This window comes from Streptomyces kurssanovii, from assembly GCF_040677245.1.
GTDB lineage: Bacteria > Actinomycetota > Actinomycetes > Streptomycetales > Streptomycetaceae > Streptomyces > Streptomyces kurssanovii.
In genome coordinates, this window is record NZ_JBFAQK010000013.1 from 20,711 (window position 1) to 47,440 (window position 26,730).

A 26,730-nucleotide genomic window follows, 5' to 3' on the forward strand; every position below is an offset into this window, starting at 1 on the left:
AAAGGGCCCAGAACACATGAGCCGACACAAGCGGAGCCTCCGGCGCCGCAGGACGGTCGCCGCGCTGGGTGCGGCGCTCGGGCTGACCGTGACCGGGATCGTCACCACCAGCATGCTCAGCACCGCGGGCGCGGCCACCCCGTGGCCCAAGCCCAACGGCAGCTCGGCCGTGACCGCCACCATCGAGGTGTCCGGCACGTACGACGGCGGCCTGAAGCGGTTCTACGGCAGCGGTGACCTCGGCGACGGCGGCCAGGGCGAGGGGCAGCCCCCGATCTTCAAGCTGAAGGACGGCGCCGTCCTGAAGAACGTCGTCCTCGGGTCGCCCGCCGCCGACGGCGTCCACTGCATGGGCAGTTGCACACTGCAGAACGTCTGGTGGGAGGACGTCGGCGAGGACGCCGCCAGCTTCAAGGGCAAGTCCGCGAGCTCCGTGTACACCGTGTACGGCGGCGGCGCGCGGAAGGCGTCGGACAAGGTCTTCCAGTTCAACGGCGCGGGCAAGCTGGTCGTCACCAAGTTCCAGGTCTCCGACTTCGGCAAGCTCGTCCGCTCCTGCGGCAACTGCTCCACGCAGTACAAGCGGTCGATCATCGTCAACGACGTGGACGTCACCGCGCCGGGGAAGTCCCTGGTGGGCATCAACACCAACTACGGTGACACGGCGGCCCTGCGCAACGTCCGTATCCACGGCGACAGCAGCCGGAAGATCAAGCCCTGCATCCGCTACACGGGCAACGACTCCGGCGACGAACCGGTCGAGACCGGCAGCGGCCCCGACGGCACGTACTGCCGGTACAGCTCCTCGGACATCAGCTACGACTGACGCCCGGGCACGGCGGAGGGCCCCCGCCGGCCGTGACCGGCGGGGGCCCCGCGTGCAGCGGTACCGGTGATGTCAACCGGTGTTCCGCCACGGCGCCCAGTCGCCCAGATACACCTCGCGCGTCGCCGACCGCGCCTGGACACGGTCCAGTTGGGGCCGGTTTTCGGGCACGGTGATCCGGGCCCCGGGGCCGGTGTTGCGGTACTCGGCGTACCGCTGCGCCTGCCACGGATAGGCGTCCTGCATGTTCGTGTACGGCTGTACCGGGTCGATCCCCGGACCGATCACGCTGTCCCGCACCACCAGCGACGGCCACGCGCTCGGGTCCGAACTGGGCACCCAGGGCCGGGAGAGCTTGTACGCGCCGTCCTCCGCGCCGCTGGTGATCCGGCAGCGCACGGCGAGGTATCCGTACGGGTTGCCCCGCGCGGTGGACGGGGCGAACACCATGCCCTTGGGAGTGAAGTCCACGTCCCTGGCGAGGGTGTGGAAGCGGCAGTGCTCGAACACGGCGCGCCCCCGTCCGAAGACGAAGTCGACGTCCCCCTCCGCGTAGCAGTGCGAGAAGAACTGCCGGGCGACGGTGGACACGGAGAGCGAGTCGGCGTACAGCGTGTCCTGGTGGCCCAGAAAACGGCAGTGATGGAACGCCGAACGGTCGCCGCTCACCTTGATCGCGACGGCCTGGGTGCCGCTGATTGCCGGATGGTCCGCCCGCAGCCAGTCGTTGGCGAAGGTGATCCGGCGGGCGGTGAACCCGGCGGCGCGGACCGTGGTGGTGGCGGAGCCGCTGGTGCCGTACGTACCCGAGCCGTCCGGCTTCGCGGTGCCGGCCGCGTTGTCGTACACGACGACGGTGTCACGGGGGTCCGGGCTCGCGCCGATCAGCGTGAGACCCGCGAGGGCCTCGCCGATCGTCACCACCTCGCGGTAGACCCCCGGGGCGACGACGATCGTGAAGCCCGCCCCGCCCGCCGCGGACACCGCGCCCTGGACGGTGGTGTGGTCGCCGAGCCCGCCCGGGTGGACGTACAGCGTCCGGCTGCCGGACCGGGCCGCGGGAGAACCGAACGGTCCGAAAGGCGAGCGGTCCGTGACGGCCCGGGCGGGACTGTGCACCGCCGCCGCGAGGGCCGCTCCGGCGCCCGCGGCGAGCAGGGCGCGGCGGCCGAGCGCCGCGCCCCGGGAGTGCGTGGTCATGATGAGGCTCCTTCCCTTCTCAGCGCAGCCGGCCCGCGCCCGCCCGGTGGGTGACCAGTCCGGGCACCGCCCGCGGGTGGTCGAGGCGGGTGCGCAGCGTCGGCGTCCAGCCGGCATCCGACCGCAGCGTCTCCTCGGGCACCTCCGCGTTGTGGACGGCCACCAGGTCGACCGCCCGGCCGTTGACGTGGTTGCGCTCGGCGGTGACGGGGGAGTCCTTCCACTTCTTGAGGATCCGGCCCGCACCCACACCGGCCGGGAGCGTGAACGAGTTGGCCTCGGCGACGAGCTGGGACTCCGCGCCGATGCCGAAGCTGTACGCGTAGGCGTCCTTGTCGACGACGTAGTGGTTGTTGTACGTGTCGACCTTGCCGAAGCGGACCCGCGGCGCGCGCTCGACGATGTCCCGGAACAGGTTGTGGTGCAGCGTGACCCGCAGCTTGCCGCGGTCCGTGTCGCCGGCGCTGTCGCTGTTGCCGATCATCAGGGTCTTGTCATGGTCGGCGAAGACGTTCCAGGATGCCGTCACCAGGTCGGCGCCCCTGACGATGTCGAGCTCACCGTCGTGCTGCTGGTACACCTCGCCGTAGTAGGACGGCAGCGAACTGTCGGGGTGACGCCCGTCGGTGAACGTGTTGTGGTCGATCCACACATGGGTGGACCCGTACACCACGAGGCTGTCGTACTCGGAGTTCCACGCGCCGGTCGCGCCGTCCGTCGGGTCCCACTGGGGGAAGCAGTCCAGCGGACTCTCGATGGTGAGGTTGCGGACGATGACGTTGTCGACGCCCTTGACCTGGAGACTGGCGCCGACGATGCCCGCGTCCCTGCCGACGCCGACGATGGTGGTGTTCGCCGGCACGTACGCCTTGATCGCCTGCGCCTGGTTGTCCGCCGACGCGGCGCGCAGGTCCTCCTGGGGGCCGCTGACAGGGGTGTCGTAGCCCCATACCGCGGGGTCGTAGTCGGCGAGATAGGTGTCGAGGTCGTAGCCCTCGGCCGCGAACGCGGCGCAGCCGGACGCGGTGGCGTCGAGGGTGCCCTTGACCTTGATGATCCGGGGTGCGTCGCCGTCGCCGGCGAGCGCGGCCAGGAACTCCTCCCAGGTGGTGACGGTGTGCACCTGGGCGGGGCGGGCCGCCGCACCGCCGGTGGTGCCGGTGCCGAGCGAGGCCCAGCCGTCGCGGGCGGGGAGGGTCTGGCGGGCGGGGTCCCGGTGGGGAGTGGCGTTCGCCGCCGCGGTGGCGGTCAGGACCAGTGCGGTGCATCCCAGGGCCGTTGCGATGATGCGTCCCTGACATCTCAGCGTGTGCGTGGTGCGGTGCATGGTGCGGCTCTCTTCCCGGTTCAGTCGGCGGTGGGCCAGGTGATCCACGACTCGGGGATCTCGTCCTCGAGCCGGCGGACGTCGCGCGGCGGGAGAACGCCGGCGTTCAGCAGTGCCTCGGCGGCCATGCGTGCCACGGCGATCGCTCCCGGCGGATTGAAGTGCGTGTTGTCCTGCTCTTCCGGCGTCCAGTTGAAGTACGCCTTGGTGCCCTCCGGGCCCAGCTCCTGCCAACGGGCGATCGACAGGGCCTGGACGTCCAGCAGCGCGGTCCCCTCCTCGGCGGCCAGCGCCCGCATCGCGGCCGGGTAGTCGCCGTGCGTCGGGACCGCGGTCCCCTGCGCGTCGAACCTGCGACGCTCCACGGACGTCGCGAGCACCGGCCGGGCGCCGCGCTCGCGGGCCCCTTCGACGTACCGGCGCAGATGTGCCTGGTACGTCGACCAGGGCTCGGTGTACCGGGCGGGGTCGGCGCTCTTCGCGTCGTTGTGGCCGAACTGGACGAGCAGCAGGTCACCGGGGACGATCCGGGCCAGCAGGGCCTCCAGCCGGCCCTCGTCGACGAAGCTCTTCGAACTCCGGCCGTTCACCGCGTGGTTGGCCACGCGCAGCCGCTTGTCCAGGAAGAAGGGGAGGGCCGTGCCCCACCCGGTCTCCGGCGCGGCGTCCGCGTACTTCTGCGCGGCGGTGGAGTCTCCGGCGATGAAGAGCGTGCGGCTCCGGCCGCCGGCGGACTGACCGGCCACGGCGGCGGGGGCCGCCGCGGCGGCGAGCGGAAGGCTCGCCGCCGCCGCGACCACCTGACGACGGGTCGGCCTCACCCGTTCTGCTGCTTCCACTCGGCCTGGGCCTCGTTGAGCTGTTCCGCCAGGGAGTCGAGGAAGTCCTTCGCCGACATCTTGCCGAGCAGCACCTTCTGGAAGGCCGGCTCGTTCTCGGCCTTGGAGATGGTGTTCCAGTCGGGCAGGTAGTAGGGCAGCTGCACGATCTTCGTCGAACCGCCGAACAGCGCCTCGGCCGCCAGCCTCGTGGGCTCCGCCTTCTGCACCCAGGCGTCCTTGACCGCCTCGGTGTGGGCCGGGATCGCGCCGGCCGACTCGTTCCACCGGCTGTTGGACTCGTGCGACGCGGCGAACTCGATGAACTTCCAGGCGGCCGTCTTGTTCTTGCTCGACTTGAACAGGCCCAGGCCGTCGACCGGGTTGGAGACCTGCACCCGTGTGCCGTCCTCGGCGGTCGGCAGCGGAATGCCGCGGAACTTCTCCGTGCCGAGCGCCTTCACATGGTCCTTGTAGGAGCCCAGGTTGTGGTTCAGCATGCCGATCTCGCCGCTGTCCCACTGGGCGACCATCTTGGTGAAGTCGTTGTTCACGTCCGCGGCGGGGGTGTTCTTCTTGAACAGCGCCGCGTACTTCTCCAGAGCCGCCACGTTCTCCGGGGCGTTGACCGTGGTCCTGTCGCCCTGCCAGAAGGTGTCGATGCCGCTCTGGCCGTACATCGCGTCCAGTGCCTGCGCGATGGACCCGGCGCCGCCGCGGATGGTGTAGCCGAAGCGGTTCTTGTCCTTCGCCGTGAGCTTGTCGGCGGCGGTGAAGAACTTCGCCCAGGTGGTGGGCGGTTCGAGACCGGCCTCCTCGAAGAGGTCGGTGCGGTAGTACAGCACGCCGTTGCTGGCGGACGTCGGCACGGTGAACATACGGTCCTGGCCGCCCGCGGCCTTGACGTTCTCCACCATGCCGGCGTTCAGCTTGCCGTTGAGAGGACTCGTGGCGATGCGCTCGTCGAGCGGCTCCAGCGCGTCCTGCGCGGCGATACCCGCCAGCATCGCCGCCCCGACGCCGCCGACGTCGGGCAGCCCGCCGCCCTGGATGGCGGTGTCGTACTTCGACTGGACCTCCGTCGAGGCGACCCCCACGTAGTTGACGTCGATGTCCGGGTGCTTCTTCTCGAACTCCGCGATGATCTCCTTCCACACGTCGGTGCGGACACCGCCGTTGTTGTCCCAGAAGGTGATCTCGCCCTTGCCGGACCCCTCGCCGCCCTTGTCCCCGGCGCCGCCGCTGCCGTCGTCGCCGCAGGCGGTGGCGGTCAACAGGAGCGCCGTGGTGAGGGCGAGGAAGGAGGCGGCTCTGCCCCGTCCCCGGTGGAAGATCGTCATGGTCGGCTCTTTTCTGCTCGTACGGGTGTGCGTGTTCGCGCGGGTGTGCGTGTCCGTGAAGGTGTGCGTGGAACGGTGATGCGGAACTGTGTGAACGTCGCGGCGCCGGCGTGACCCGCCGCCGCTGTCCGCTCCGCGGCGGGCGCGGCGGCGAACAGGCCGAGGAGAGCGCCGGTCCAGCGCCAGGGGGTGGCGGTGAAGACACGGCCGGACGGCACGAACCCGTCCTGGCCGGCTCCGGGCACGGCGGCGGAGAAGCGGCACCTGGCGCCGGCCCCGGTCTCGATCCGCAGCAGCGCCCGGCCCTCCGGCGCGGGCCGGGGGCGTGCCGCGTCCCGTTCGCGCGCCGCGGCCGCCTCCGCGAAGCGGTGCACCAGCTCGACCGTGCCGTCGGCGGCCCGCTCGAGGCCGATCCAGGCGTACGCGTCGCCGAGCACCGCGAGGCCCGCGCGGGCGCCCGGTTCCTCGTCGTCCAGGCGCAGTTCGACCTCGACGACCGCGTCGGCCGCGGGCAGCCGCTGGGTGAGGACGTTCGGCAGCCGGCGCAGGTCGTGCGCGTCGTCGCCGCGTAAGCACGTCAGCCGCAGACCGTCGCCCGAGTGCAGCGGGGCCCAGCCCTCGCCCGGGTTCGCCGCCCACTGCCACTGGCGTCCGAAGCGCCCTCCGGGGAAGCCGTCGTCGGCGGCGGGGGAGGACCGCGGCTGTTCCGGCAGGTCGGGTTTGGGGTGGAGGAGGACGGGCGAGCCCCCGTCACCGAGGACCGGCCAGCCGTCGTCGTCCCATTGCATCGGCTGGAGGTGGACCACGCGTCCGTAGGCCCCGCGGTCCTGGAAGTGCAGGAACCAGTCCTCGCCGTACCGGGTGCGCACCCAGCCGCCCTGGTGCGGCCCGTTGACGGGCGTGTCGCCCTGTTCGAGCACGACACGCTCTTCGTACGGGCCGAAGAAGTCCCGGGAGCGCAGCGCGCCCTGCCACCCCGTGGCGACTCCGCCGGCCGGGGCCAGGATCCAGAACCAGCCGTCGTGCCGGTACAGCTTGGGGCCCTCGAGCGTGAACCAGCCCGGGATGGCGTCCCCGTCGACGACGGTCTTCCCCTCGTCGAGCAGCGCGCTGCCGTCGGGCCGCATCCGATGGCCGGTGAGCCGGTTGTTGATCCCCGACCGGGACCGGGCCCAGGCGTGGACGAGGTACGCCTCGCCGGTCTCCTCGTCCCACAGCGGGCAGGGGTCGATCAGTCCCTTGCCCTCCTTCACCAGATGCGGACGGCTCCAGCCCCGTCGCACGTCGGTCGAGTTGACCTGCCAGATCCCGTGGTCCGGGTCGCCCCAGAAGATCCAGAAACGGTCGTCGTGATGACGGATCGAAGGCGCCCACACCCCGCTGTCCTGCCGGGGCAGCGCGAAGGCCGCCGCTGGCTCCAGCCGCTCCAGCGCGTGCCCGATCAAGGTCCAGTTGACGAGGTCCCGGGAGTGCAGCAGCGGCAGTCCGGGGGCCCGGCCGAAGCTGGACGCGGTGAGATAGAAGTCGTCGCCGACCCGGACCACGTCGGGGTCGGACCAGTCGGCGGCGAGAACGGGATTGCGGTACGTCCCGTCGCCGAGGTCCCCGGTCCTCATGCCGTCACCGCCTTGTGGACCAGGGCCGCGGCGCCGTCCCGGTCCAGGCGCCCGTCGGCGACGACGGTGACGACGCGGCGCACCAGCGTCTCCTCCGGCCCCAGCGGCAGCCGCTCCACCGGGGCGAGCGACGAACCGACGCCCGGGTACTCGCCGGCCCGGACGAACCACGGGTCCTCCCGGGTCCGCGCGGTCGCCCCGGCGAAGACCAGCGTCCAGCCCTGCCCCGCGACGGCCAGCCAGTCGGCCCGCGCACCGTGCACCGCGGCCTCGCCCTCCGCTTCCGCGGTGAACACGTCCGGAGCCGCCGGCTCCTTCGGCGCACGCCAGAAGAAGCCGCCGTAACCGGCGCCGTCGCGCCCGTTGGTGGCGGGACTGCCCACGGACAGAGACCCACCGCTCGCGTTGGTCAGGGAGAACGTGAGGTCCAGCGCCCAGGCGGTGTCGGTGAGCGCCGTGACCGCCACCGTGCGGTGCTCGCGCAGCAGCCGGCGCCCGCCGGCCACCCAGCTCAGCTCCTCCACGAAGCCGTCCGGGTCGCGCAGCTTGAACCCGTCGTGGCGTTGCTGCCCGTGGTTGTCGAGCTCGGTGGGGCCCTGCCCGCGTACGAAGGTCCGTCCCCCCCAGAAGTTGTGGCCCTCCACGTCCGGTACGGCGACCCCCGCGCCCAGGTGGTGCGGATGGTCCGGCGGCGCCAGTTCGGTCACCGGGACGCCGGCCAGCGTGGTGACGGGATGGAGGCAGGGACGGGGGGAGGAGCGCCGGTCCAGGTCGGCGGGGAGCGAGTATCGGCCGACGGGCCGGCCCGAGCAGTACAGCTGCGTCATGGAGCTCATGGCGTGGTGACCTCCGTCGGTAGGGCCCAGGGCGCGCCGAGTTCGGAGTACAGGCGGAGCGACTCGGCGCCGGCGGCGACCAGCGCGTCGACGCCCGGGACCACCCGGCGCGGGGCGCTCCCGCCCTCGGCGTGCCGCCACGCGTCCGGCGGCAGCCGGACCGGTTCCGGGGCGGTGCGCACCGCCTCGACGACGCGCATGAACGCGCCGCAGGCATCGGGCGGCACCAGCAGGGCGTCGCCGCGCGTCAGGTGCCGGACGAGGTTCTCCAGCAGATCCGTCCGGCCGTGAACGGTCTCGAGCGGGCCGTGCCCGGACCGCTGGACCAGCACGCGGTCCTGCTTGTACCAGAACGTGACGCGCCCGCTGCTGCCGTGCACCACCACGTATGGCTCGGAGGCCACCTCGGCGCAGAGCGTGGCCGCCACGGTGACACGGCCCCCGCGGGACGTCGTCACCCGGACGCAGGACGTGTCGTCGGACTCGATGTCGTTGGCGCGGAACAACTCCGTCTCCACGCCCGCCACTTCCTCCGCCCGTGTGCTGCCGTCCAGCGCCAGAGCCGTCGACACCGCGTGCGCGAGCGGATTCGTCAGCACGCCGTCCACCACGTCGACACCGTCGAGACGGCGCCGGCCCGCCCACGGGGAGCGCCGGAAGTACGCCTCGCCGCGCCCCCACGCCCCGGCCGCGCCCACGCCGCGCACCTCGCCGATCACCCCGTCCTCGATGAGCGCGCGAACGGCCGGCAGCGCGTGCGAGCCCAGCGACTGGAACCCGACCTGGCAGACGGCACCTGCCTGGGCGACCCCGTCGGCCATCCGCCGGAACTCCTCGTACGAGGGGGCGGGCGGCTTCTCGAGCAGCAGGTGCGCACCGTGCCGGGCGGCCGTCAGCGCCAGGTCCGTGTGCGTCTGGATCGGTGTGCAGACGACGACGATCCGGGCGCCGGTCGAGGCGAGGAGCGCGTCCAGGTCCGGCCCCTGCTCCGGCGCGAGGGGCGCCGCGGATCCGTCGAAGCCGTCGAGGCCGGCGAGCTCGTCGGGCGACAGCGGGCGCAGCTCGCAGACCCCGGCCAGGCGCACCAGGCCCTCCTTCTGGAGCCGGGCGATGTTGGCCAGGTGCTGCCGGCCGTGACCCCGGGCGCCCGCGAGCACGACGGGCAGCGGCTCCCGCATGGTGCTCATCCCTTCACCGCCCCGGCGCTGAAGCCCGTGATCAGCCACTTCTGGATGAACGCGAACACGATGACGACGGGAACGGCGGCGATCACACCGCCCGCGGCCAGGGCGCCCAGGTCGACGCTGTCCGCGCCCATCAGCGTGTTGAGACCGACCGGGATGGTCTGCTTGTCCTGGTTGTTGAGGAACATCAGCGCGAACAGGAAGTGGTTCCAGGCGTGGACGAACGCGAAGGAGCCGACGGCGACGAGCCCGGGCCGGAGCAGGGGCAGCACCACGATCCGGAAGGCGCTGAAGCGGTTGCAGCCGTCCACCCACGCCGCCTCCTCCAGGGAGTACGGCACGTTCCTGATGAAGCCGCTGATGAGGATCATCGACAGCGGCAGCTGGAAGACGGTCTCCGCGATGATGACGCTGACCAGCGAATTGATCATCTGCAGACCGGCGAAGATCTCGAAGAGCGGTACCAGCAGCAGCGCACCCGGTACGAACTGGGAGCACAGCAGGGCCAGCATGAAGCCCTTCTTGAGGCGGAAGTCGAAACGGGCGAGGGCGTAACCGCCGGCCAGCGCGACCACCGTGGTCATCACCAGGACGGCGATGCCGGTGATGAGGCTGTTCTGGAAGAAGGTCGCGAAGCTGCGCTCCGTCCACACCTTCTCGAAGTGCTCGCCCGTCATCGGCCACGGCACGAGCGAGGTGGAGCCGGTCGGACGGACCGCGAACAGCAGGATCCAGTAGAAGGGGATGAGGGTGAAGAGAAGGTAGACGCCGAGCGGCAGATAGATCTGCCACCGCGGTACCTCGTCCCAGGCACGCCGGCGCTTCGCGGCGGCCGGCCGGACGGGGGGCGGGACGACGGGCACGGGCGCCGCGCCGCGAGTGGCCTGTGTGGTGATCATTTGTCCTGGCCTCCGAACTTGCTCAGGCGCAGATAGACCATCGAGAAGAAGAGCAGGATCACGAACGCCACCGTCGTCAGCGCGGAGGCGTAGCCGAAGTCATGGGCGTCGACACTGGTGTTGGCGATGTAGAGCGGCAGCGTGGTGGTCTCGCCGGCCGGTCCGCCGCCGGTGAGGGTGTAGAGCAGGTCGACGTTGTTGAACTCCCAGACCGCCCGCAGCAGCGTGGAGAGGATGATCGCGTCCTTGAGGTGCGGCAGGGTGATGTGGAGGAACTGCCGTACCCGGTTGGCGCCGTCCACCTCCGCCGCCTCGTACAGGTCCTTCGGCACGGACTGGAGGTCGGCGAGGATGAGGATGGCGAAGAAGGGGACACCGCGCCACAGGTCCGCGACCACCGCGGCGGGGAAGACAGTGGCGGTGTCGGACAGCCACGAGGTGCCGTACTCGCCGATGCCCATGTCCGCGAGGTAACGGGTGATGCCGGTCTGGGAGTTGTAGAGCAGCACCCAGATCGCGGAGGTCAGCACCCCGGAGACCGCCCAGGGCGAGAAGACCAGCGCGCGCCCGAGGGCCCGGCCGACGAATGTCTGGTTGACGATGAGGGCGAGCGCCAGTCCGAACAGCAGCTGGAGACTGACCTCGACGACGACCCATTTGAGGCTGAACGTCAGCGTGCCCCAGAAGTGCGGGTCGTCCGTGAAGATCGTCGTGAAGTTCGACAGGCCCGCGAAACCGTTCCGCCAGGGCTTGGTCGGGTTGTACTCCTGAAGGCTGTAATAGAAGACGCTGAGCACCGGATAGGCGATGAAGCCCAGCATCAGCAGCCCGGCGGGGGCTATCAGCAGATACGGCAGCCGGCGGGGTGCCGCTCCCGTGCGGCGGCCGCGGGCTCCGGGCCGCCGGGCCGGTGGCCCTGGCGATTTCTGCGCCACAGCGTGGGCCATGACTGCATCTCCGATCTGGGTAAGCGCTTTCTCCGGCGCTGTGCGGATGTCGGGCGAGAAGAGGGGTGTGGGCGAAGAGAAGAAGAAGCGGGCGTGCGAGGTGGGGCAGGGGCCGCGGGCTCAGCCCGCGTACGGATCCGGCACTTCGCCCGGCCTGGCCAGGAAGGCGAAGTCGCATCCCGTGTCGGCCTGGGTGACCTGCTCGCTGTAAAGAGCTCCGTAGCCGCGCTCGTAGCGGGCCGGCGGCGGCGTCCACTCGGACCGGCGGCGCTCCAGCTCGGCGTCGGTGACCTCCAGACGGAGGGAACGCGCCTCGACGTCGAGGGTGATCAGGTCCCCGGTGCGGACCAGGGCCAGCGGCCCTCCGACGTAGGACTCGGGCGCGATGTGCAGGACGCACGTGCCGTAACTGGTGCCGCTCATGCGGGCATCGGAGATCCGGACCATGTCCCGCACACCCTGCTTGAGCAGATGGTCCGGGATCGGCAGCATCCCGTACTCCGGCATGCCGGGACCGCCCTTGGGGCCGGCGCCCTGAAGGACCAGCACATGGCCGGCGGTGATACCGAGCGCGGGATCGTTGATCGTGCGCTGCATCGTCCGGTAGTCCGGGAACACCACGGCAGGACCGGTGTGCTTCAGCAGATTCGGATCGGCGGCGACGTGCTTGATGACCGCCCCGTCGGGGCAGAGGTTCCCGCGCAGCACCGCGACGCCTCCCTCCTCCGCGACGGGGTTGTCACGGGGGCGGATCACATCGTCGTTGTGCACCTGGGCGCTCTCGAGCTGCTGCCGCAAGGTGGCGTGGGCGACCGTGGGCCGGTCCAGGTGGAGCAGGTCACGGATGCGGGACAGGAAGCCGGGCAGCCCGCCCGCGAAGTGGAAGTCCTCCATCAGGTAAGGCCCGCCGCCCGGACGGACGTTGGCCAGCACCGGCACCGTACGGGCGATCCGGTCGAAGTCGTCCAGGCGCAGTGTCACCCCCGCACGCCCGGCCATGGCGATGAGATGGATGACGGCGTTGGTGGAGCCGCCGAGACCCAGGACCGTGGTCACCGCGTCCTCGAACGCCTCGCGCGTCAGGATCCGCGACAGCCTCAGGTCCTGGCGCACCAGTTCCACGATCCGCATCCCGGACGCCGCGGCCATGCGGTCGTGCCCGGAGTCGACCGCCGGGACGGACGAGGCGCCGGGGACGGTCACCCCGAGTGCCTCGGCCGCGGCCATCAGGGTGGCGGCGGTCCCCATCGTCATACAGGTGCCGGGGGAGCGGGCGAGACCGCTCTCCAGCTCGCTCATCTCGCAGTCGCCGATGAGCCCCGCCCGCTTGTCGTCCCAGTACTTCCACATGTCCGTGCCGGAGCCGAGCACTTCGTTGCGCCAGTGGCCCGGCAGCATCGGCCCCGCGGGCACGAACACCGTCGGCAGGTCCGCGCTCGCGGCACCCATCAGCAGCGCGGGCGTGGACTTGTCGCAGCCGCCCATCAGCACCGCGCCGTCCACCGGGTAGGAGCGCAGCAGCTCCTCGGTCTCCATCGCCAGCATGTTGCGGTAGAGCATCGGCGTCGGCTTCTGGAAGGTCTCCGACAGTGTGGAGACCGGGAACTCCAGCGGGAACCCGCCTGCCTGCCACACCCCGCGCTTGACGGCCTGGGCGCGGTCACGCAGATGCACATGGCACGGGTTGATGTCCGACCAGGTGTTGAGGACCGCGATCACGGGCTTGCCGAGGTGCTCCTCCGGCAGATAACCGAGCTGACGGGTACGGGCCCGGTGGGAGAACGAGCGCAGTCCGTCGGTCCCGTACCACTGGTGGCTGCGCAACTGCTCCGGCCGCAGGCTCATATGCCCCACCCGGCCACGAGCCCGGCGACCTCGGCCCGCCGCTTCTGCGGCAGCGGACTGCTCGGCGGCCGCACGTCACGGCGGCACAGGCCGAGCGCGGCGAGGGCCTCCTTGACGACGGTGACATTGTCCGCCGACCGGTGGGCGGCGCGCAGTTCCTCCAGCGGCCGGATCCGCTCCCACACCTTCATCGCCGCCGCGTGGTCCCCGGCGCGCAGCGCGGCGAGCATCTCCAGCGAGATCGACGGGGAGATGTTGACCAGGCCGGAGGTGAAGCCGGTGGCGCCGGCGGAGAAGTAGGCGGGCGCGTACAGCTCCGCGAGACCGGCGATCCACACGAACCGCTCGAGGCCCGCGTCGCGGGCGAACGCCGCGAACTGCGCCGCGTCCGGCACCGCGTACTTCACCCCGACGACGTTGGGGCACAGCTCCCCGAGACGCGCCATGCGCTCGCCGCGCAGATGCGGGCTGCGTACATAGGGGACCACGCCGAGCTCGGGCACGGCCTCGGCGATCGCCCGGTGGTAGTCGAGCCAGCCGTCCTGCGACACATAGGGGTGCACCGGCTGATGCACCATCACCATCTGTGCGCCCGCGTCCCGCGCGTGCCGTGCGGAGGCGACCGCGGTCGGCACGTCCAGGCCGACGCCGACGAGGACGGCGGCCCGGCCGGCGGACTCCTCGAGGGTCAGTTCCGTGACGGCGCGCCGCTCGTCGGGATCGAGCGCGTAGTACTCGCCGGTGTTGCCGTTGGGGGTGAGGGTGCGCACCCCGCCGTCCAGCAGCCGGCGCACCAGCGCCCGGTGCGCGACGGTGTCGACGGTGTCGTCGGGGGTGAAGGGCGTGACCGGGATGGCCACCACGTCGGCGAGGGCCTCGCGCAGCGAGCTGAAGCCGGGCTCCGTGCTCATGCCTGGTCCTCCTCGGTCTGCTCGGGGAACGCCCGCTGTACGAACGAGTCGATGTGCTCGTGCAGCGCGCGGGCCGCGGCGTCGGCGTCCCCGGCAAGGGCGAGCTGGAGGATCTCGCGGTGCTCGTCGGCCTCCCGCTGCCAGGACGGGTCGGCGGCCCACGCCACGGTGGAGACCAGGGCCGCCTGGTCGCGGACCTCGTCGAGCATCCGGGCCAGCAGCGGATTCCCGCAGGGCAGATACAGGGCCCGGTGGAACTCCCGGTTGGCCAGCGAGCGTTCGGCCTGGTCGGCCGCTTCGTCGGCCCTGACGAGCGCCGTCCGCGCGTCCTCGAGCGAGGCGTTGCGGGTGATGGAGCGCCGCAGCGCCTCCGGCTCCAGCAGCAGCCGCACGTCGTACACCTCGCGTGCCATGTCGGCATCGACCATGCGGACGGTGGCGCCCTTGTACTGGCTCATCACCACGAGTCCCGTGCCGGCGAGGGTCTTGAGCGCCTCCCGCACCGGGGTCTTCGACACACCGAACAGCGCGGCCAGTTCGGTCTCGACCAGGGACTGGCCCGGGCTGAGGCCGCCGGTGAGGATGGCGTGCTTGATCGCCTCCAGCACGTACTGGGTGCGGGAGGGGATCGGGGTGGGAGCGAAGGTCATCAGCACTCTCAGATCTCGCGTATCGCGTCTCATATATGACGTACGAAGTGCAACGCGCCGAACGTAGGGCCCACTTGGCGTGCAGTCAATGCTTCGGACGTGATTCGATGCGATGTCCGGTTTGTTGCGGCACAAGGCCGAGAACCAGCAGATGACCGGGCGGGTGGTCGAGTGGTGGCTGCGGTCAGTACCCTGCCGTGGTGATGACGAACGCCCTCTTGTCGAGAGCCATGAGCGGCACCGTCGGCCTGCCACTGCTGCCTCTGCCGGATCGTGTCGCAGAGCTTTTGTCGGAGCGGGGAAGTCCGCCGCGGCTGGCGGCTCACCTGCGAGCTGTCCATGATGTCGCGCACCAGCTGGTCGATCGGCTGAAGCAGGGCCACCCCGCCGTGGTCTTCGACCGCGAGGCCGTGCTCTTCGGGGCGGCCACGCACGACGTGGGGAAGACGGTGCACGTCTCTGAGCTCTCCGGGCCCGGGTCGGCGCATGAGGAGGCAGGTCGGGCTCTTCTGCTTGACCACGGCGTCAGTCCGGAGCTGGCCCGCTTTGCCGCGACCCATGCGTCGTGGGCGGAGTCACGTGTCGGCCTGGAAGACCTTTTGGTGAGCCTCGCCGACAAGATCTGGAAGAACAAGCGTGTTGCCGGCCTGGAGGATCTCGTCGTGGCTCACCTGGCCGAAGCGACTGGACGGCCGGCATGGGAGGAGTACATCGCGCTCGACGAGATTCTCGTCGGCATCGGAGACGGGGCCGACGAGCGCCTGGCGTTCCAGGCATCCTTCCCGATCCACGGCTGAGAGCCCGAAGCCGCCGGGTCGTTTCAGCAGGCGAGGTGTCGTGGCCCGGACGTCGGCGAATCACACGTCGACGCGGCGAAGGATCCACCCGGGACTCGACGCTCCGGCCGGGGCCCCTGAACGCGCGAGGGCCCGGCCGTCACGGCCGGGCCCTCGCACGGGACAGGGGAGCGTCAGACGATGTTCTCCGCGATCTCCGCCTGCTCACGGGCGGTTCCGTACGCCGCCGGCGTGCCGTACGAGCGGCGGGCGACGAACCACCACACCGTGGCCAGGATCAGCACCGCCGCCAGCGCGATCGAGGCGTAGTTCATCGAGTCGACCGTCACCGGGTTCGACTGGGGCAGGCAGAACAGGACGGTCACGCACGCCACCCACACCACGGCGGTCCAGCCGATCGGCCTGCTCCAGCGGCCCAGCGACCACGGACCGGGCTGGAAGCGGTCGCCGGCCCGCAGCCGCAGATAGATCGGGATGGCGTACGCGGGCGTGATGCCGATGACGTTGATCGCGGTGACCGCTCCGTACGCGGTCGCCGAGTACAGCGACGGGACGGCCAGCAGACAGGCGAAGGTGACCGACAGCCACACCGCGGGGACGGGCGTCTGCGTCCGGCTGCTCACCTTGCGCCACAGGGCCGAACCGGGCAGCGCGTTGTCCCGGCTGAAGGCGAACACCATCCGGCTGGCCGCGGCCACCTCCGCGTTGCCGCAGAAGAGCTGCGCGACGATCACCACGAGCAGCAGCGCCGTGGCGGCACCGGTGCCGAGGGCGTCGATGAAGATCTGCGCCGGCGGCACGCCGGTCGCGGTGTCCTGGGTGCCCGCGTAGTCCTGGATGGCGAAGGTCAGGCCCGCCAGCAGTGCGAACCCGGCGATCCAGGAGACCCAGATGGAGCGCACGATGCCCTTGGCGGCCGCCACGGACGCGTTGGAGGTCTCCTCCGAGAGGTGCGCCGAGGCGTCGTACCCGCTGAAGGTGTACTGCGCGAGCAGCAGGCCGATCGCGGCGACGTAGACGGGGTTGTCCCAGCCGGTGCCGTTGACGAACTCGCCGAAGACGAACTCGGGGGACTGGTGGTCGGACGGCACGATCGCGAGGGCGCCCACGATCAGGGCCACGCCGCCGAGGTGCCACCACACGCTGACCGAGTTGAGCAGGCTGACGAGCCGTACGCCGAAGAGGTTGAGGGTGGCGTGCAGCAGCAGGATGCAGATGAAGATGATCATCGTGGAGCCGGGCGTGGGCTCGATCCCCCACTGGAGGTTCAGAAACGCGCCGGTGAACAGGGCGCAGCCGTAGTCGATGCCGGCGATGGCACCCAGCAGACCGAGAAGATTGAGCCAGCCCGTGTACCAGCCCCACTTACGGCCGCCGAGCCGGTCGGCCATGTAGTACAGCGCGCCCGACGTCGGGTAGGCGCTGGTCACCTCCGCCAGGGCCATGCCGACGCAGAGGACGAAGAGACCGACGCCCAGCCAGCCCCACAGCATCACCGCGGGACCACCGGTGCCCAGCCCGAATCCGTACAGCGTCATACAGCCGGACAGGATCGAGATCACGGAGAAGCTGATGGCGAAGTTGCCGAAGCCGCCCATCCGGCGGGCCAGGACGGGCTGATAGCCGAGCTCCCTCAGCCGTTCCTCCTCGTCCTTGGGAGGGGTCCGGCCGGAATCCGGCCACTTCGGCGGGGATATGGACATCGAGGTACCTCCGGGGAAAGGCGATGTACGTGAGCGGACAGGACAAAGCGGTGGTGCGGCGGGGGCAGGACACGGCGCGAGGGGGGAGTACGCGCCAGGGGAGAACGGGGAGGGGACGCGGCCCGGTCGGGCGGAGACGGGCTCAGCCGTACGGCCCCCCGGCGGGGCCGGGGCCGGGCCCGGCGTCACGCGCCGCCGCGAGGCAGCGGGCGCGTGCGCGCAGGAACACCTCCTCCGCGAGCGCCGCGTCACCGGGATCGGGCGTGCGGTACGCCCACGGCAGCGTCGCGTAGAACGGGCCCAGCGCCTCGAACACCCGGGCGGCGTCGGCGAACTGGAGCGCGCCCCACAGAGCATGGGCCAGGTGGCTGAGATCGAGCAGCGTGCGCGTCGCCGTGGGTGCGACGTCGAACCAGTCGTGCAGCGCCAGCCGGCCGTCGCGGGCCGCGTCGTCCGTGACCCAGTGCAGGTCCAGCGCCTTCTCCTGGCCGTTCTCCCGGCGGTAGCGCTCCACCCGTACATAGAGCGGCAGCACCTTCAGCGGCGATCCCAGGGGCGCGGAAGAGGACGCCCACTGGACGAAGTTGACCGCCTCGGAGAGATGGGTGCCGGACCGCCGGGCGTACACGAACTGCAGCATCCGGTGGTACGCCTCGCGATTGTGCGGATCGCGCTTGTCCGCCTGCGCCAGCAGGCCCCACGGGCCAGGGAAGAGCATCGGCCCGGGCGGTGCCATGCGGTGCTCGTCGAGCCGCTGCCCCTCGTCGAGCCGGGCCAGCGCCAGCAGGCACACCCACGGCACCGGATCCTCGGGCGACCGGTGCGCCGCCGCCCGGCACGCTTCCCAGGCCTCGTGCCACAGGTCCTGGGTGTGCCGGTGGGCGTCGCGGTGCGCCCGTAACGCGCGTTCGACCGCGACCCGGCAGTGCATCACCGCCGCGGCGGCGCTCTCGGGCTCCTCCGCACGCCACGTCTGCACCGTGTCGGAGCCCGCGGCCACCGCCGCCAGCACCTGGGTGCGCTGGGTCCACAGGGCCCAGTCGGCCGTCGACTCGAGAAGGTTCCGCATCGACAGCCAGCGACCCGTGCGTAAGTCCTGGAGGGCGCTGCGCAGTTCCGTGTCCTGGCCGGCCGGATGGTAGACCGGGCGGAAGGAGTCCGCGGCCATCAGCACGCTCCCCTTCCCGGGCATGCCCGGGAGAGGTCGCCTAACACGGCTGCCGGACCGTCGGGCCCGTCACCGTGCCGACCGGTCCGCCGACCGTCGCGCGGTCCGCTCCGTGTTCCGTCGCAGCGTGGAGCCAGGGGGGAGAACTGGTCGTCATCGGGCCTCTTGGGGCAGTGGGGGCTGAGGCGAGCGTCGACGGCGGTGGTCGGCCGGCATCGACGACGGTCGGACACGTACGGGGAACCGCGCCGTCCCCCGCATCGCTTCCGCGTGCGGGCCGATCTTACTCAAGCCGCGCCGTGCGGCAACCGGTTGACCGTGCCGCCGCCCGACGGGGGGTGTCCCACCGCCCCTTGACGGCGGCGGCGGCCTGCCCCACGCTTTCGTCTGCGATCAAGGTTTCTTCTACCGGAGAGCGGGGTGGCCGATGACGGGCCCGGTGCTTGCCGTCGACCAGGGCACCTCCGGCACCAAGGCGCTCGTCGTCTGTCCCGAGCGCGGTGTGATCGGCACCGGCTTCGTGCCCGTGTCCCCCCGCTACGGCCCCGGCGGACGCGTCGAGGTCGACCCCGCCGAGCTGCTCGACTCCGTCCTCGGCGCAGGGCGCAGGGCCCTCGCCCACGCCGGCGAGCCCGTGGAGGCGGTCGGCCTGGCCAACCAGGGCGAGACCGTTCTCGCCTGGGACCCGGCCACCGGCGAGCCGCTCACGGACGCGATCGTCTGGCAGGACCGGCGCGCCGAACCGCTCTGCGCCGAACTCGCCCCGCACGCCGAAGAGTTGAAGCAGCTCACCGGATTACCGCTGGACCCGTACTTCGCCGCACCCAAGATGGCGTGGATCCGCCGCGAGCTCACCCGCGAAGGCGTCGTCACCGCCAGCGACTCATGGCTCGTGCACCGGCTCACCGGCGCGTTCGTCACCGACGCGGCCACCGCGGGCCGCACCCAGCTCCTCGACCTCGACCAGGTCGCCTGGTCGCAGCGGGCACTCGACCTGTTCGGCCTCTCCGGTGAACGGCTGCCCGACGTCGTGGACGCCGCCGGCCCCGTCGGCGTCACCACCGCCTTCGGCCCCGGGACACCGCTCACCGGACTGCTCGTGGACCAGCAGGCGGCCCTCCTCGCCCAGCGCGTCACCGAACCGGGCGCCGCCAAGTGCACCTACGGCACAGGCGCCTTCCTTCTCGCCCACACCGGTCACCGGCCGCACCGCTCGACCACCGGGCTCGTCGGCTGCGTCGCCTGGCGGCTCGGCGGGAAGGCGAGCTACTGCCTGGACGGCCAGGTCTACACCGCGGCCTCCGCCGTCCGATGGCTCACCGACCTCGGGGTCGTCTCCGGCGCCTCGGACCTCGACACCGTCGGCTCGACCGTCCCCGACAGCGGCGGCGTCACCTTCGTACCGGCGCTCGCCGGACTCGCGGCGCCCTGGTGGCGCGGCGACGTCAGAGGCTCGGTCACCGGACTCGGACTCGACACCGGTCCCGGCCACCTCGTGCGCGCACTGTGCGAGGGCATCGCCGCACAGGTCGTCTCCCTCACCGAAGCCGTCGCCACCGACCTCGGCTCCCCGCTGACGGCGCTGCGCGTCGACGGCGGCCTCACCCGCTCCGCGCTCCTCATGCAGACCCAGGCCGACCTGCTCCAAATGCCCGTGGAGGTCTCCGCACTGCCCGACGCGACCGCACTGGGAGCCGCCGCCGTGGCCCGGCTCGGCATCGACCCCGGTCTGACGCCGGAGCAGGTTGTCCCCGACCGGAAGCCGTCCGCCGTCTACGAGCCCCGGATCAGCGCCGACCGGGCCGCCGAACGGCTCGGCGCCTTCCGCGCGGAGGTCGAGGCGCTCCTCGAGCGCGCCCCGTCGGCCGCCGGGGACCACGGCACGCGATGACCGTCACCACCAGCGGCGAACTGCCCGACCGCCTGTACGACGTGACCGTCGTCGGCGCCGGAGTCGTCGGCACCGCCGTCGCCCGCGAACTCGCCCGCCACCGCCTGCGCGTCGCCCTCGTCGACGCGGGCGACGACGTCGGAAACGGCACGTCCAAGGCCAACACGGCCATCCTGCACACCGGTTTCGACGCGGCGCCCGGCACCCTGGAGTCCCGGCTGGTACGCGAAGGCCGGCACCGCCTCGCCGCCTACGCCGAACAGAGCGGCATCCCCGTCGAACCCGTCGGCGCGCTCCTCGTCGCCTGGGACCGGGAACAGCTCGCCACCCTCCCCGCGCTCGCCGCCAAGGCCGCCCGTAACGGCTACCACGCCACCCGCCTGCTCGACGCCGCCGAACTCGCCCGCAGGGAACCGCACCTGGGCCCCGGGGCGCTCGGTGCCCTCGAGGTCCCCGACGAGTGGATCATCTGCCCCTGGACGACGACGCTCGCCTACGCCACCCAGGCCGTCCGCGCCGGCGGCGACCTGCACCTGAACTGCCGGGTGCAGTCCGTCACCGCCGGGACCCACCACGAACTGTCCACCTCCCGGGGCCTGTTGCGTACCCGCTACCTCGTCAACGCGGCCGGACTGCACGCCGACGAGCTCGACCGCCGCCTCGGCCGCCAGGACTTCACCGTCACCCCCCGGCGCGGCCAGCTCATCGTCTACGACAAGCTCGCCCGCCCCCTCGTCGGGCACATCCTGCTCCCCGTGCCCACGGCGCTGGGCAAGGGCGTCCTCGTCGCACCGACCGTGTACGGGAACGTGATCCTCGGCCCGACCGCGGAGGACCTCGACGACAAGCGGGCCACCGGGTCGAGCGCCGAAGGCCTCGAGACCCTGCGGGCCAAGGGCGGACGGATCCTGCCCGCGCTCATCGACGAGGAGGTCACCGCCGTCTACGCCGGACTGCGCGCCGCCACCGGGCAGGACGACTACCGCATCCGGGCGCACCCCCGCCTGCGCTACGTCACCGTCGGAGGCATCCGCTCCACAGGACTGACCGCCTCCATGGCGATCGCCGACTACGTCACCGGCCTCCTCGGCGACGCGCGACTCCACCTCGGACCCGCCCGCGATCTCGAACCGGTACACATGCCGAACATCGGCGAGGCACGGCCACGCCCGTACCAGCGGGCCGACCTGATCGCCGCCGACCCCGCGTACGGCACCATCGTCTGCCACTGCGAACGCGTCACCCGCGGCGAGATCCGCGACGCGCTCACCAGCACCGTGCCGCCCGGATCGCTCGACGGACTGCGGCGCCGCACCCGGGCCCGCGGCGGTCGCTGCCAGGGCTTCTACTGCGGACCCGCCGTTCGCGCGCTGTTCGAGGACGGCCGCCGATGAGCCGCGCCGATCGGGCCGTGGACGTCCTCGTCGTCGGCGCGGGACCCGCCGGCCTCGCCGCCGCGGCCCACCTCGCCGCGGCGGGCGCCGGCCGCGTCGAGGTGCTCGAACGCGAACAGGAACCCGGCGGCATCCCACGCCACAGCCACCACCGGGGCTTCGGACCACGCCACCGCTCGACCACCGGGCCCCGCTACGCCCGGCGCCTCGCCGCCGCGGCCCTCGCGGCCGGAGCCGCGGTGCGCACGGGCGTCACGGCCACCGGCTGGGCGGGGCCCCGCACCCTCGACACGACAGGCCCGCACGGCCTCGAGCGCCTCACCGCAACCGCCGTCGTCCTGGCGACCGGCGCCCGCGAACGGCCGCGCAGCGCCCGGCTGGTGCCCGGCACCCGGCCGGCCGGCGTCCTGACCACCGGCGAGCTCCAGCAGGCCGTCCATGTCCACGGCCAACCGGTCGGCAGCCGGGCCGTCGTCGTGGCGACGGCCGGCGCCGACGCCGTCGCATGTGCCGCCGTCGACACGCTGCGGACGGCCGGGGCCCACGTCGTCGCCCTGGTCACCGAAGCGATCCGCGGCCCCTTGCGGTCACCGCGCCACCGGTTCCCGGTGCTCACCGGGTCGACCGTCGTGGAGCTCACCGGCCACGGCAGGCTGACCGGCGTCCGCGTACGGGGTGACGACTGCCGCGGCACACTCCTCGACTGCGACACCGTCGTGTTCACCGGCGACTGGATCCCGGAGCACGAACTCGCCCGGCGCGGCGGCATCGCCCTCGACACCGGCACCCGCGGACCGGCCGTCGACACCACCTTCCGCACCGCCCTGCCCGGTGTGTTCGCCGTCGGCAACCTGCTCCACGGCGGCGAGCCGGCGGCACGCGCGGCCGCCGAGGGCCGGGGCGTCACCGGCCCGGTCCTCGCGCACCTGGCCGGTACGGACCCCTGGCCCGGCGGGGGAGTGCCGCTGCGGGTCGAGCCGCCGCTGCTGTGGGTCGCGCCGAGCCGCGTCCGCCCCGACGGCCCGCCGCCCCTCCAGGAGCGCTTCACCCTGCGCACCGCGGAACGCCTCCCCGCGCCCGTCCTCGTCGTGCACCAGGACGGCCGGATCCTGGACCGGCAGCGCCTGCCGCACACCGCCCTGCCCGGCCGGCCTCTCGACCTGCGCGCCCGCTGGACGGCCGCGGCCGACCCCGACGGCGGTCCGGTCCACATCAGCGTCATGTCCGATTTCCGCCGGCCGGGCGTCGGAGGGCCGCCGATACTGGCCGTATGACCACCGAGGCACGCACGGCGGAGGACAGCCGGTACCAGGCGGTGACCAGCCGGGACGCACGCTTCGACGGCGTGTTCTTCTTCGCCGTCTCCACGACCGGCATCTACTGCCGGCCCAGCTGCCCCGCCGTCACGCCCAAGCGCGAGAACGTGTCGTTCCACCCCACCGCCGCGGCCGCCCAGAGCGCCGGCTTCCGCGCCTGCCGGCGCTGCCGGCCCGACGCGGTCCCCGGCTCCGCCGAATGGAACGTCCGCGCGGACGTCGTCGGCCGGGCCGTGCGGCTGATCGGAGACGGCATCGTCGACCGGGAAGGCGTCGCGGGCCTCGCGGACCGGCTCGGCTACAGCGCCCGCCAGGTACAGCGCCAGCTCAACGCCGAACTCGGCGCCGGGCCCATCGCGCTGGCCCGCGCCCAGCGCGGCCACACCGCACGCGTACTCCTCCAGACGACGACCCTGCAGGCCGCCGAGATCGCCTTCGCGGCCGGTTTCGCGAGCGTCCGCCAGTTCAACGACACCATCCGGGAGATCTACGCCGCCACCCCCACCGAACTGCGCGCCCTCAGGCCCGGCCGCCCCGCCCCCGACAAGGGCGCTGCCGGGATCCCGCTGCGGCTCGCGCACCGGGGCCCCTACGCGGCGGACCGGGTGTTCGACCACCTGGCCGCCCATGCCGTCACCGGCGTCGAGGAGGTCACCGGCGAGCCCGGCGACCGCACCTACCGCCGCACCCTGCGGCTGCCCGGCGGCGCCGGGATCGCCGAGGTCCGCGAACGCCCCGGCAGCGGCCGCTGGCTGGACTGCCGGCTGCATCTGACGGACCTGCGCGACCTGACCACCGCCAACCAGCGGATGCGCCGCCTCCTCGATCTCGACGCCGACCCGTGCGCCGTCGCCGAGCGCCTCGGAGCCGACCCGTCCCTCGCCGCTCACGTCGCGTCCCGCCCCGGCCTGCGCATCCCCGGTGCCGCCGACCCCCATGAATCGGCGATCCGCACGGTGGTCGGAACGTCCGCCGCGAGCACGCTCGTGGCCGCGCACGGCGAGCGGCTCCCCGCACCGAGCGGAGGCCTCACCCATCTGTTCCCCCGCGCCCGGGACCTGACCGGCACCGACCACCCCGCGCTGCGCGCCCTGGCAGAGGCGCTCGCCACGGGCGACGTGGTGCTCGACCCCGGCGTGGACCGCGAGGAGACGGAGCGCCGCCTGCTGCGACTGCCCGGCATGGACGCCCGGACCGCCGCCCGGATCCGCATGCAGGCCCTGGGCGACCCCGATGTCCTGCTGCCCGCCGACCCGGCCGTGCCCGCCGGCGCGGACACCGGGCGCTGGCGGCCGTGGAGCTCCTACGCGATGCACCACCTGTGGGCGGCGGCCGGCAGCCCGGCGAGCTGAGCCGGCACCGCCCGCCTCACCCGGACGGTCCAGCAACACCACGGCCCCGGCTCCCAGCGGCCCGAGAGTGGATGACGTCGCCCATCCTCACCGCTCCGGGAGTACCGATGACCCCCCTCAACCGACGTGACCTCGGCCTGCTCGTCCTGCGCGTCGGGACCGGCGCCGTCCTCGTCGCCCACGGCACCCAGAAACTCTTCGGCTGGTTCGGCGGCGGCGGCCTGGAAGGCACCGCCAAGGGCATGGAGGCCATGGGCTTCCACCCGCCCAAGCAGAGCGCGATGGCCGCGGGCATCGCGGAGGCGGGCGGTGGCGTGCTGCTCGCACTCGGCCTCGCCACTCCCGCGGCGGGCGCGGCGGTGACCGGCAACATGGCGGGCGCCGTCTCCGTCCACGCACCGGCCGGCTTCTTCGCCCAGTCCGGCGGCTTCGAGTACCCGGCGTTCCTCGGCTTCACCGCGGCGGCCATCGGCGTCATGGGCCCCGGCCGCTACTCCCTCGACCATGTGACCCGCCACCGCTTCGACGGCCCGTGGATCCTCGGCGCCGCCTTCGCGGCCAGCGCGCTCGCCGCGTCCGCGGTCGTCGGCAAGCGGGCGAAGGGCCAGATCGGGGCGGACGTGGACCCGGGCTCCGAGAAGGACCAAGGGGTCGACACCCTGGAGGACTAGCGCACCCGGTCCGTCGAAGTCCCCTCTCCGGTGCATGGCAGGATCACCTGTCATGACCCAACTGCGCCCGCCTTTCCCGCCGTTCGACCTCGACAGCGCCCTGGCCAAGGTCCAGGCCGCCGAGGACGCGTGGAACACCCGCGATCCGCACAAGGTGGCCCTCGCCTACACCGAGGACTCCGTCTGGCGGAACCGGGACGTCTTCCTGACCGGCCGTGAGCAGATCGCCGAGTTCCTCACGGCCAAGTGGAAGCGTGAGCTGGACTACGTACTGCGCAAGAGCCTGTGGGCCTTCCACGAGAACCGCATAGCCGTCCGCTTCCAGTACGAATGGCACGACGCCGAGGGCCGGTGGTTCCGCAGCTACGGCAACGAGCTGTGGGAGTTCGACGAGCACGGCCTGATGAGCCGCCGCGAGGCAAGCATCAACGACGTGGCCATCCAGGAATCCGACCGCCGCTACTTCGGGCCGCGCCCCGAGGAGGAGCGTGGCGCGGGCCACGACATCCCCCTCCAGTAGTGCGACCGTGCCGGTCGCCCGGCGTGAGGGCCGGCGGCTCGGTGGTCCGCCGGCCCTCAGCCGTCCGCCGGGCCTCACTCGCCCCTGAGCAGGTCGACCGTGCCCGCCAGCCCCTCGTCGCCGTGGCCCTGGGCCACCCGTCGGCGCATCAGCTCCATGAAGGGCGTGAGGAGCCGGGGGTCGACCGACTGGCCCTCTGCCGTGGCCAGGAGCGCGTCGTTCCCCGCCGACATCATGGCGAGGTTGGAGGTGACCCCCTCGGTGTAGTCACCGCTCTCCAGTTGGGCGGCCATCTCGTGGGTCATGCCGGCCATGGCGCCGAGCCACTCCGCGAGCAGCGCGGCGAAACCGGCACGGTCGAGGTCCTTCTCGGGGCGTACCAGGGCGAAGGCGTGAGTGACGCCCGCGAACATGCCGGTCATCGCGCTGAGCAGGGCGATGTCGTGCAGTGCCGCGTGACCGGCGTCCTCGCCGACGAACTTCGCGCCGGTGGGAGCCTCCAGCACCTCCCGGTGGCGTTCGAACAGCGCGCGGTCGCCGCTGTAGAACACATAGCCGCCGGTCTCCGGCCGGCCGATCATCGGGGGAACGGCCATGATCCCGCCGTCCAGGAACCGGGCCCCTCGTTCCTCGGCCCATGCCGCCCGGAGCCGGGACCGGGCGGGTGTGTTGGTGGTCAGGTCGATCAGGTCCTTGCCGGTCAGGTCGATGCCGTCCAGCGTCTTGCCCACGGAGGCGTCGTCCAGCAGGCACAGCACGACGGGACCGGTGGCCGAGGCCAGCGCCTCGGCCGGCGTCGCCGCCACCCGGGCGCCCTCAGCCGCCAGGCGCTCGGCCTTGGCCGGGGTGCGGTTCCAGACGGTCAGCGGGTGTCCCGCGGCGAGCCAGGCGCGGGCGAGAGCGGTGCCCATGTCGCCGAGGCCGAGGAGGGTGACAGGGGTCTTCGAAGAGGTGTGGTCGTCCATGCCTCACAGGCTCGTACGGGCACCGACCTTGATCAAGTACGCACTATTTTGTGGGTGGTTACCTTAAGGTGAGTGCATGACCAGGCGTGACGCGTACGTGTGCGGCATCGACGCGGCGATCGACGTGGTCGGCGGCAAGTGGAAGGTCCTCGTCCTGTGGGCGCTGGAGGCCGGTCCCTGCCGGTTCGGTGAGCTGCGACGCGGCATCCCCGGCGTCAGCGAGAAGGTTCTCGCCTCTCATCTGCGGGAGTTGGAGTCCGACGGCATCGTCGTCCGGGAAGAGGACCACGAGGGAGCGGTACGCCGCGTCACCTACGCGCTCACCCCGCTGGGCATCTCCCTGAACGAGGCGCTCGGCCCCCTCGGCGCCTGGGGCAGGCAGCACCTGCTCGATGACCGGAGTTCGCACGACGAAGTGTCCGACCACGCGCGCTGACCGCCGGTTTCCGCGCACGTCTTTCCACCCTCACCGCCCGTCCGTGCCGCACCTTCGGCATGCCCGAACCAGGGGCCCAGGGGCTGGCTCGAAGTTCTGAACAGTGGTTCACTTGTTG

At 72.2% G+C, this 26,730-nt stretch carries 24 protein-coding genes; 9 read left to right on the forward strand and 15 right to left on the reverse strand.

The features are described 5' to 3' along the window. Positions 1-16: 16 nt before the first annotated feature. The gene (locus AB0K36_RS12420) at positions 17-826 is read left to right on the forward strand and encodes a pectate lyase (RefSeq protein WP_364592122.1); all 810 of its coding nucleotides are present in this window, start codon (positions 17-19) and stop codon (positions 824-826) included. Between the two features lie 72 nt (positions 827-898). Here the strand turns inward: AB0K36_RS12420 and AB0K36_RS12425 are convergent, their stop codons facing one another. From AB0K36_RS12425 to AB0K36_RS12480, 12 genes are all read right to left on the reverse strand, one after another. Next, positions 899-2,026 carry a pectinesterase family protein gene (locus AB0K36_RS12425; RefSeq protein ID WP_364592124.1) on the reverse strand — a complete coding sequence of 376 codons (1,128 nt, stop codon included), beginning with the start codon at positions 2,024-2,026 and terminating at the stop codon, positions 899-901. Positions 2,027-2,045: 19 nt separating this feature from the next. Next, positions 2,046-3,353 (reverse strand): pectate lyase family protein, encoded by a 1,308-nt coding sequence (locus AB0K36_RS12430; RefSeq protein ID WP_364592126.1) that lies wholly within the window; start codon positions 3,351-3,353, stop codon positions 2,046-2,048. Positions 3,354-3,373: 20 nt separating this feature from the next. Continuing rightward, positions 3,374-4,174 (reverse strand): rhamnogalacturonan acetylesterase, encoded by an 801-nt coding sequence (locus AB0K36_RS12435; protein WP_364592128.1) that lies wholly within the window; start codon positions 4,172-4,174, stop codon positions 3,374-3,376. Beyond that, on the reverse strand, positions 4,171-5,511 hold the full coding sequence (locus AB0K36_RS12440; RefSeq protein WP_364592131.1) for an ABC transporter substrate-binding protein: 1,341 nt from the start codon (positions 5,509-5,511) through the stop codon (positions 4,171-4,173). Before AB0K36_RS12440 ends, AB0K36_RS12435 begins: the two co-directional genes overlap by 4 nt. After that, a complete protein-coding gene (locus AB0K36_RS12445) occupies positions 5,508-7,127 on the reverse strand; it encodes a glycoside hydrolase family 43 protein (RefSeq protein WP_364592134.1) in 1,620 nt (539 codons plus the stop codon). The genes AB0K36_RS12440 and AB0K36_RS12445 overlap by 4 nt, the downstream gene beginning before the upstream one ends. Beyond that, a complete protein-coding gene (locus AB0K36_RS12450) occupies positions 7,124-7,963 on the reverse strand; it encodes a DUF6807 domain-containing protein (RefSeq protein ID WP_364592137.1) in 840 nt (279 codons plus the stop codon). The genes AB0K36_RS12445 and AB0K36_RS12450 overlap by 4 nt, the downstream gene beginning before the upstream one ends. Then, positions 7,960-9,150 carry a Gfo/Idh/MocA family protein gene (locus AB0K36_RS12455; RefSeq protein ID WP_364592140.1) on the reverse strand — a complete coding sequence of 397 codons (1,191 nt, stop codon included), beginning with the start codon at positions 9,148-9,150 and terminating at the stop codon, positions 7,960-7,962. Before AB0K36_RS12455 ends, AB0K36_RS12450 begins: the two co-directional genes overlap by 4 nt. Beyond that, positions 9,147-10,046: a carbohydrate ABC transporter permease gene (locus AB0K36_RS12460; RefSeq protein WP_364592143.1), complete on the reverse strand. Its 900-nt coding sequence runs from the start codon at positions 10,044-10,046 to the stop codon at positions 9,147-9,149. Before AB0K36_RS12460 ends, AB0K36_RS12455 begins: the two co-directional genes overlap by 4 nt. Further along, a complete protein-coding gene (locus AB0K36_RS12465; protein ID WP_364592146.1) occupies positions 10,043-10,993 on the reverse strand; it encodes a carbohydrate ABC transporter permease in 951 nt (316 codons plus the stop codon). The genes AB0K36_RS12460 and AB0K36_RS12465 overlap by 4 nt, the downstream gene beginning before the upstream one ends. Positions 10,994-11,113: 120 nt before the next feature. Then, the gene (gene araD, locus AB0K36_RS12470) at positions 11,114-12,838 is read right to left on the reverse strand and encodes an L-arabinonate dehydratase (protein WP_364592149.1); all 1,725 of its coding nucleotides are present in this window, start codon (positions 12,836-12,838) and stop codon (positions 11,114-11,116) included. After that, entirely contained in the window at positions 12,835-13,749 is a 915-nt protein-coding gene (locus AB0K36_RS12475) for a dihydrodipicolinate synthase family protein (RefSeq protein ID WP_364592152.1), read from the reverse strand. Before AB0K36_RS12475 ends, araD begins: the two co-directional genes overlap by 4 nt. Next, a complete protein-coding gene (locus tag AB0K36_RS12480) occupies positions 13,746-14,399 on the reverse strand; it encodes a GntR family transcriptional regulator (protein ID WP_364592155.1) in 654 nt (217 codons plus the stop codon). The genes AB0K36_RS12475 and AB0K36_RS12480 overlap by 4 nt, the downstream gene beginning before the upstream one ends. Positions 14,400-14,602: 203 nt before the next feature. Between AB0K36_RS12480 and AB0K36_RS12485 the strand changes: the two genes are divergently transcribed. Next, on the forward strand, positions 14,603-15,196 hold the full coding sequence (locus AB0K36_RS12485) for an HD domain-containing protein (RefSeq protein ID WP_364592417.1): 594 nt from the start codon (positions 14,603-14,605) through the stop codon (positions 15,194-15,196). Positions 15,197-15,369: 173 nt separating this feature from the next. Here AB0K36_RS12485 and AB0K36_RS12490 read toward each other — a convergent pair whose 3' ends face one another. Further along, positions 15,370-16,899 (reverse strand): amino acid permease, encoded by a 1,530-nt coding sequence (locus AB0K36_RS12490; protein ID WP_364592158.1) that lies wholly within the window; start codon positions 16,897-16,899, stop codon positions 15,370-15,372. Between the two features lie 142 nt (positions 16,900-17,041). Beyond that, positions 17,042-18,067: a hypothetical protein gene (locus tag AB0K36_RS12495; RefSeq protein WP_364592161.1), complete on the reverse strand. Its 1,026-nt coding sequence runs from the start codon at positions 18,065-18,067 to the stop codon at positions 17,042-17,044. A gap of 427 nt (positions 18,068-18,494) precedes the next feature. Between AB0K36_RS12495 and AB0K36_RS12500 the strand changes: the two genes are divergently transcribed. The 6 genes from AB0K36_RS12500 (at position 18,495) to AB0K36_RS12525 (ending at position 25,211) form a co-directional block, all read left to right on the forward strand. Further along, positions 18,495-19,958, forward strand: a complete 1,464-nt coding sequence (locus tag AB0K36_RS12500; protein WP_364592164.1) for an FGGY family carbohydrate kinase — start codon at positions 18,495-18,497, stop codon at positions 19,956-19,958. Next, the gene (locus AB0K36_RS12505) at positions 19,955-21,352 is read left to right on the forward strand and encodes an FAD-dependent oxidoreductase (protein ID WP_364592167.1); all 1,398 of its coding nucleotides are present in this window, start codon (positions 19,955-19,957) and stop codon (positions 21,350-21,352) included. The genes AB0K36_RS12500 and AB0K36_RS12505 overlap by 4 nt, the downstream gene beginning before the upstream one ends. Next, the gene (locus AB0K36_RS12510) at positions 21,349-22,626 is read left to right on the forward strand and encodes an FAD-dependent oxidoreductase (protein WP_364592170.1); all 1,278 of its coding nucleotides are present in this window, start codon (positions 21,349-21,351) and stop codon (positions 22,624-22,626) included. Before AB0K36_RS12505 ends, AB0K36_RS12510 begins: the two co-directional genes overlap by 4 nt. Further along, positions 22,623-24,020 (forward strand): DNA-3-methyladenine glycosylase 2 family protein, encoded by a 1,398-nt coding sequence (locus tag AB0K36_RS12515; protein WP_364592173.1) that lies wholly within the window; start codon positions 22,623-22,625, stop codon positions 24,018-24,020. The genes AB0K36_RS12510 and AB0K36_RS12515 overlap by 4 nt, the downstream gene beginning before the upstream one ends. A 107-nt stretch (positions 24,021-24,127) precedes the next feature. Beyond that, positions 24,128-24,691: a DoxX family protein gene (locus AB0K36_RS12520; protein ID WP_364592176.1), complete on the forward strand. Its 564-nt coding sequence runs from the start codon at positions 24,128-24,130 to the stop codon at positions 24,689-24,691. A 52-nt stretch (positions 24,692-24,743) separates the two neighbouring features. Beyond that, the gene (locus AB0K36_RS12525) at positions 24,744-25,211 is read left to right on the forward strand and encodes a nuclear transport factor 2 family protein (protein WP_364592179.1); all 468 of its coding nucleotides are present in this window, start codon (positions 24,744-24,746) and stop codon (positions 25,209-25,211) included. A gap of 74 nt (positions 25,212-25,285) precedes the next feature. Here the strand turns inward: AB0K36_RS12525 and AB0K36_RS12530 are convergent, their stop codons facing one another. Beyond that, complete coding sequence (locus tag AB0K36_RS12530) at positions 25,286-26,176, reverse strand: NAD(P)-dependent oxidoreductase (RefSeq protein WP_364592182.1); 891 nt, start codon at positions 26,174-26,176, stop codon at positions 25,286-25,288. 76 nt (positions 26,177-26,252) lie between these two features. On the opposite strand from AB0K36_RS12530, the gene AB0K36_RS12535 reads away from it, so the two are divergent. Beyond that, positions 26,253-26,612: a winged helix-turn-helix transcriptional regulator gene (locus AB0K36_RS12535; protein WP_364592185.1), complete on the forward strand. Its 360-nt coding sequence runs from the start codon at positions 26,253-26,255 to the stop codon at positions 26,610-26,612. The last annotated feature ends 118 nt before the right edge of the window (positions 26,613-26,730 follow it).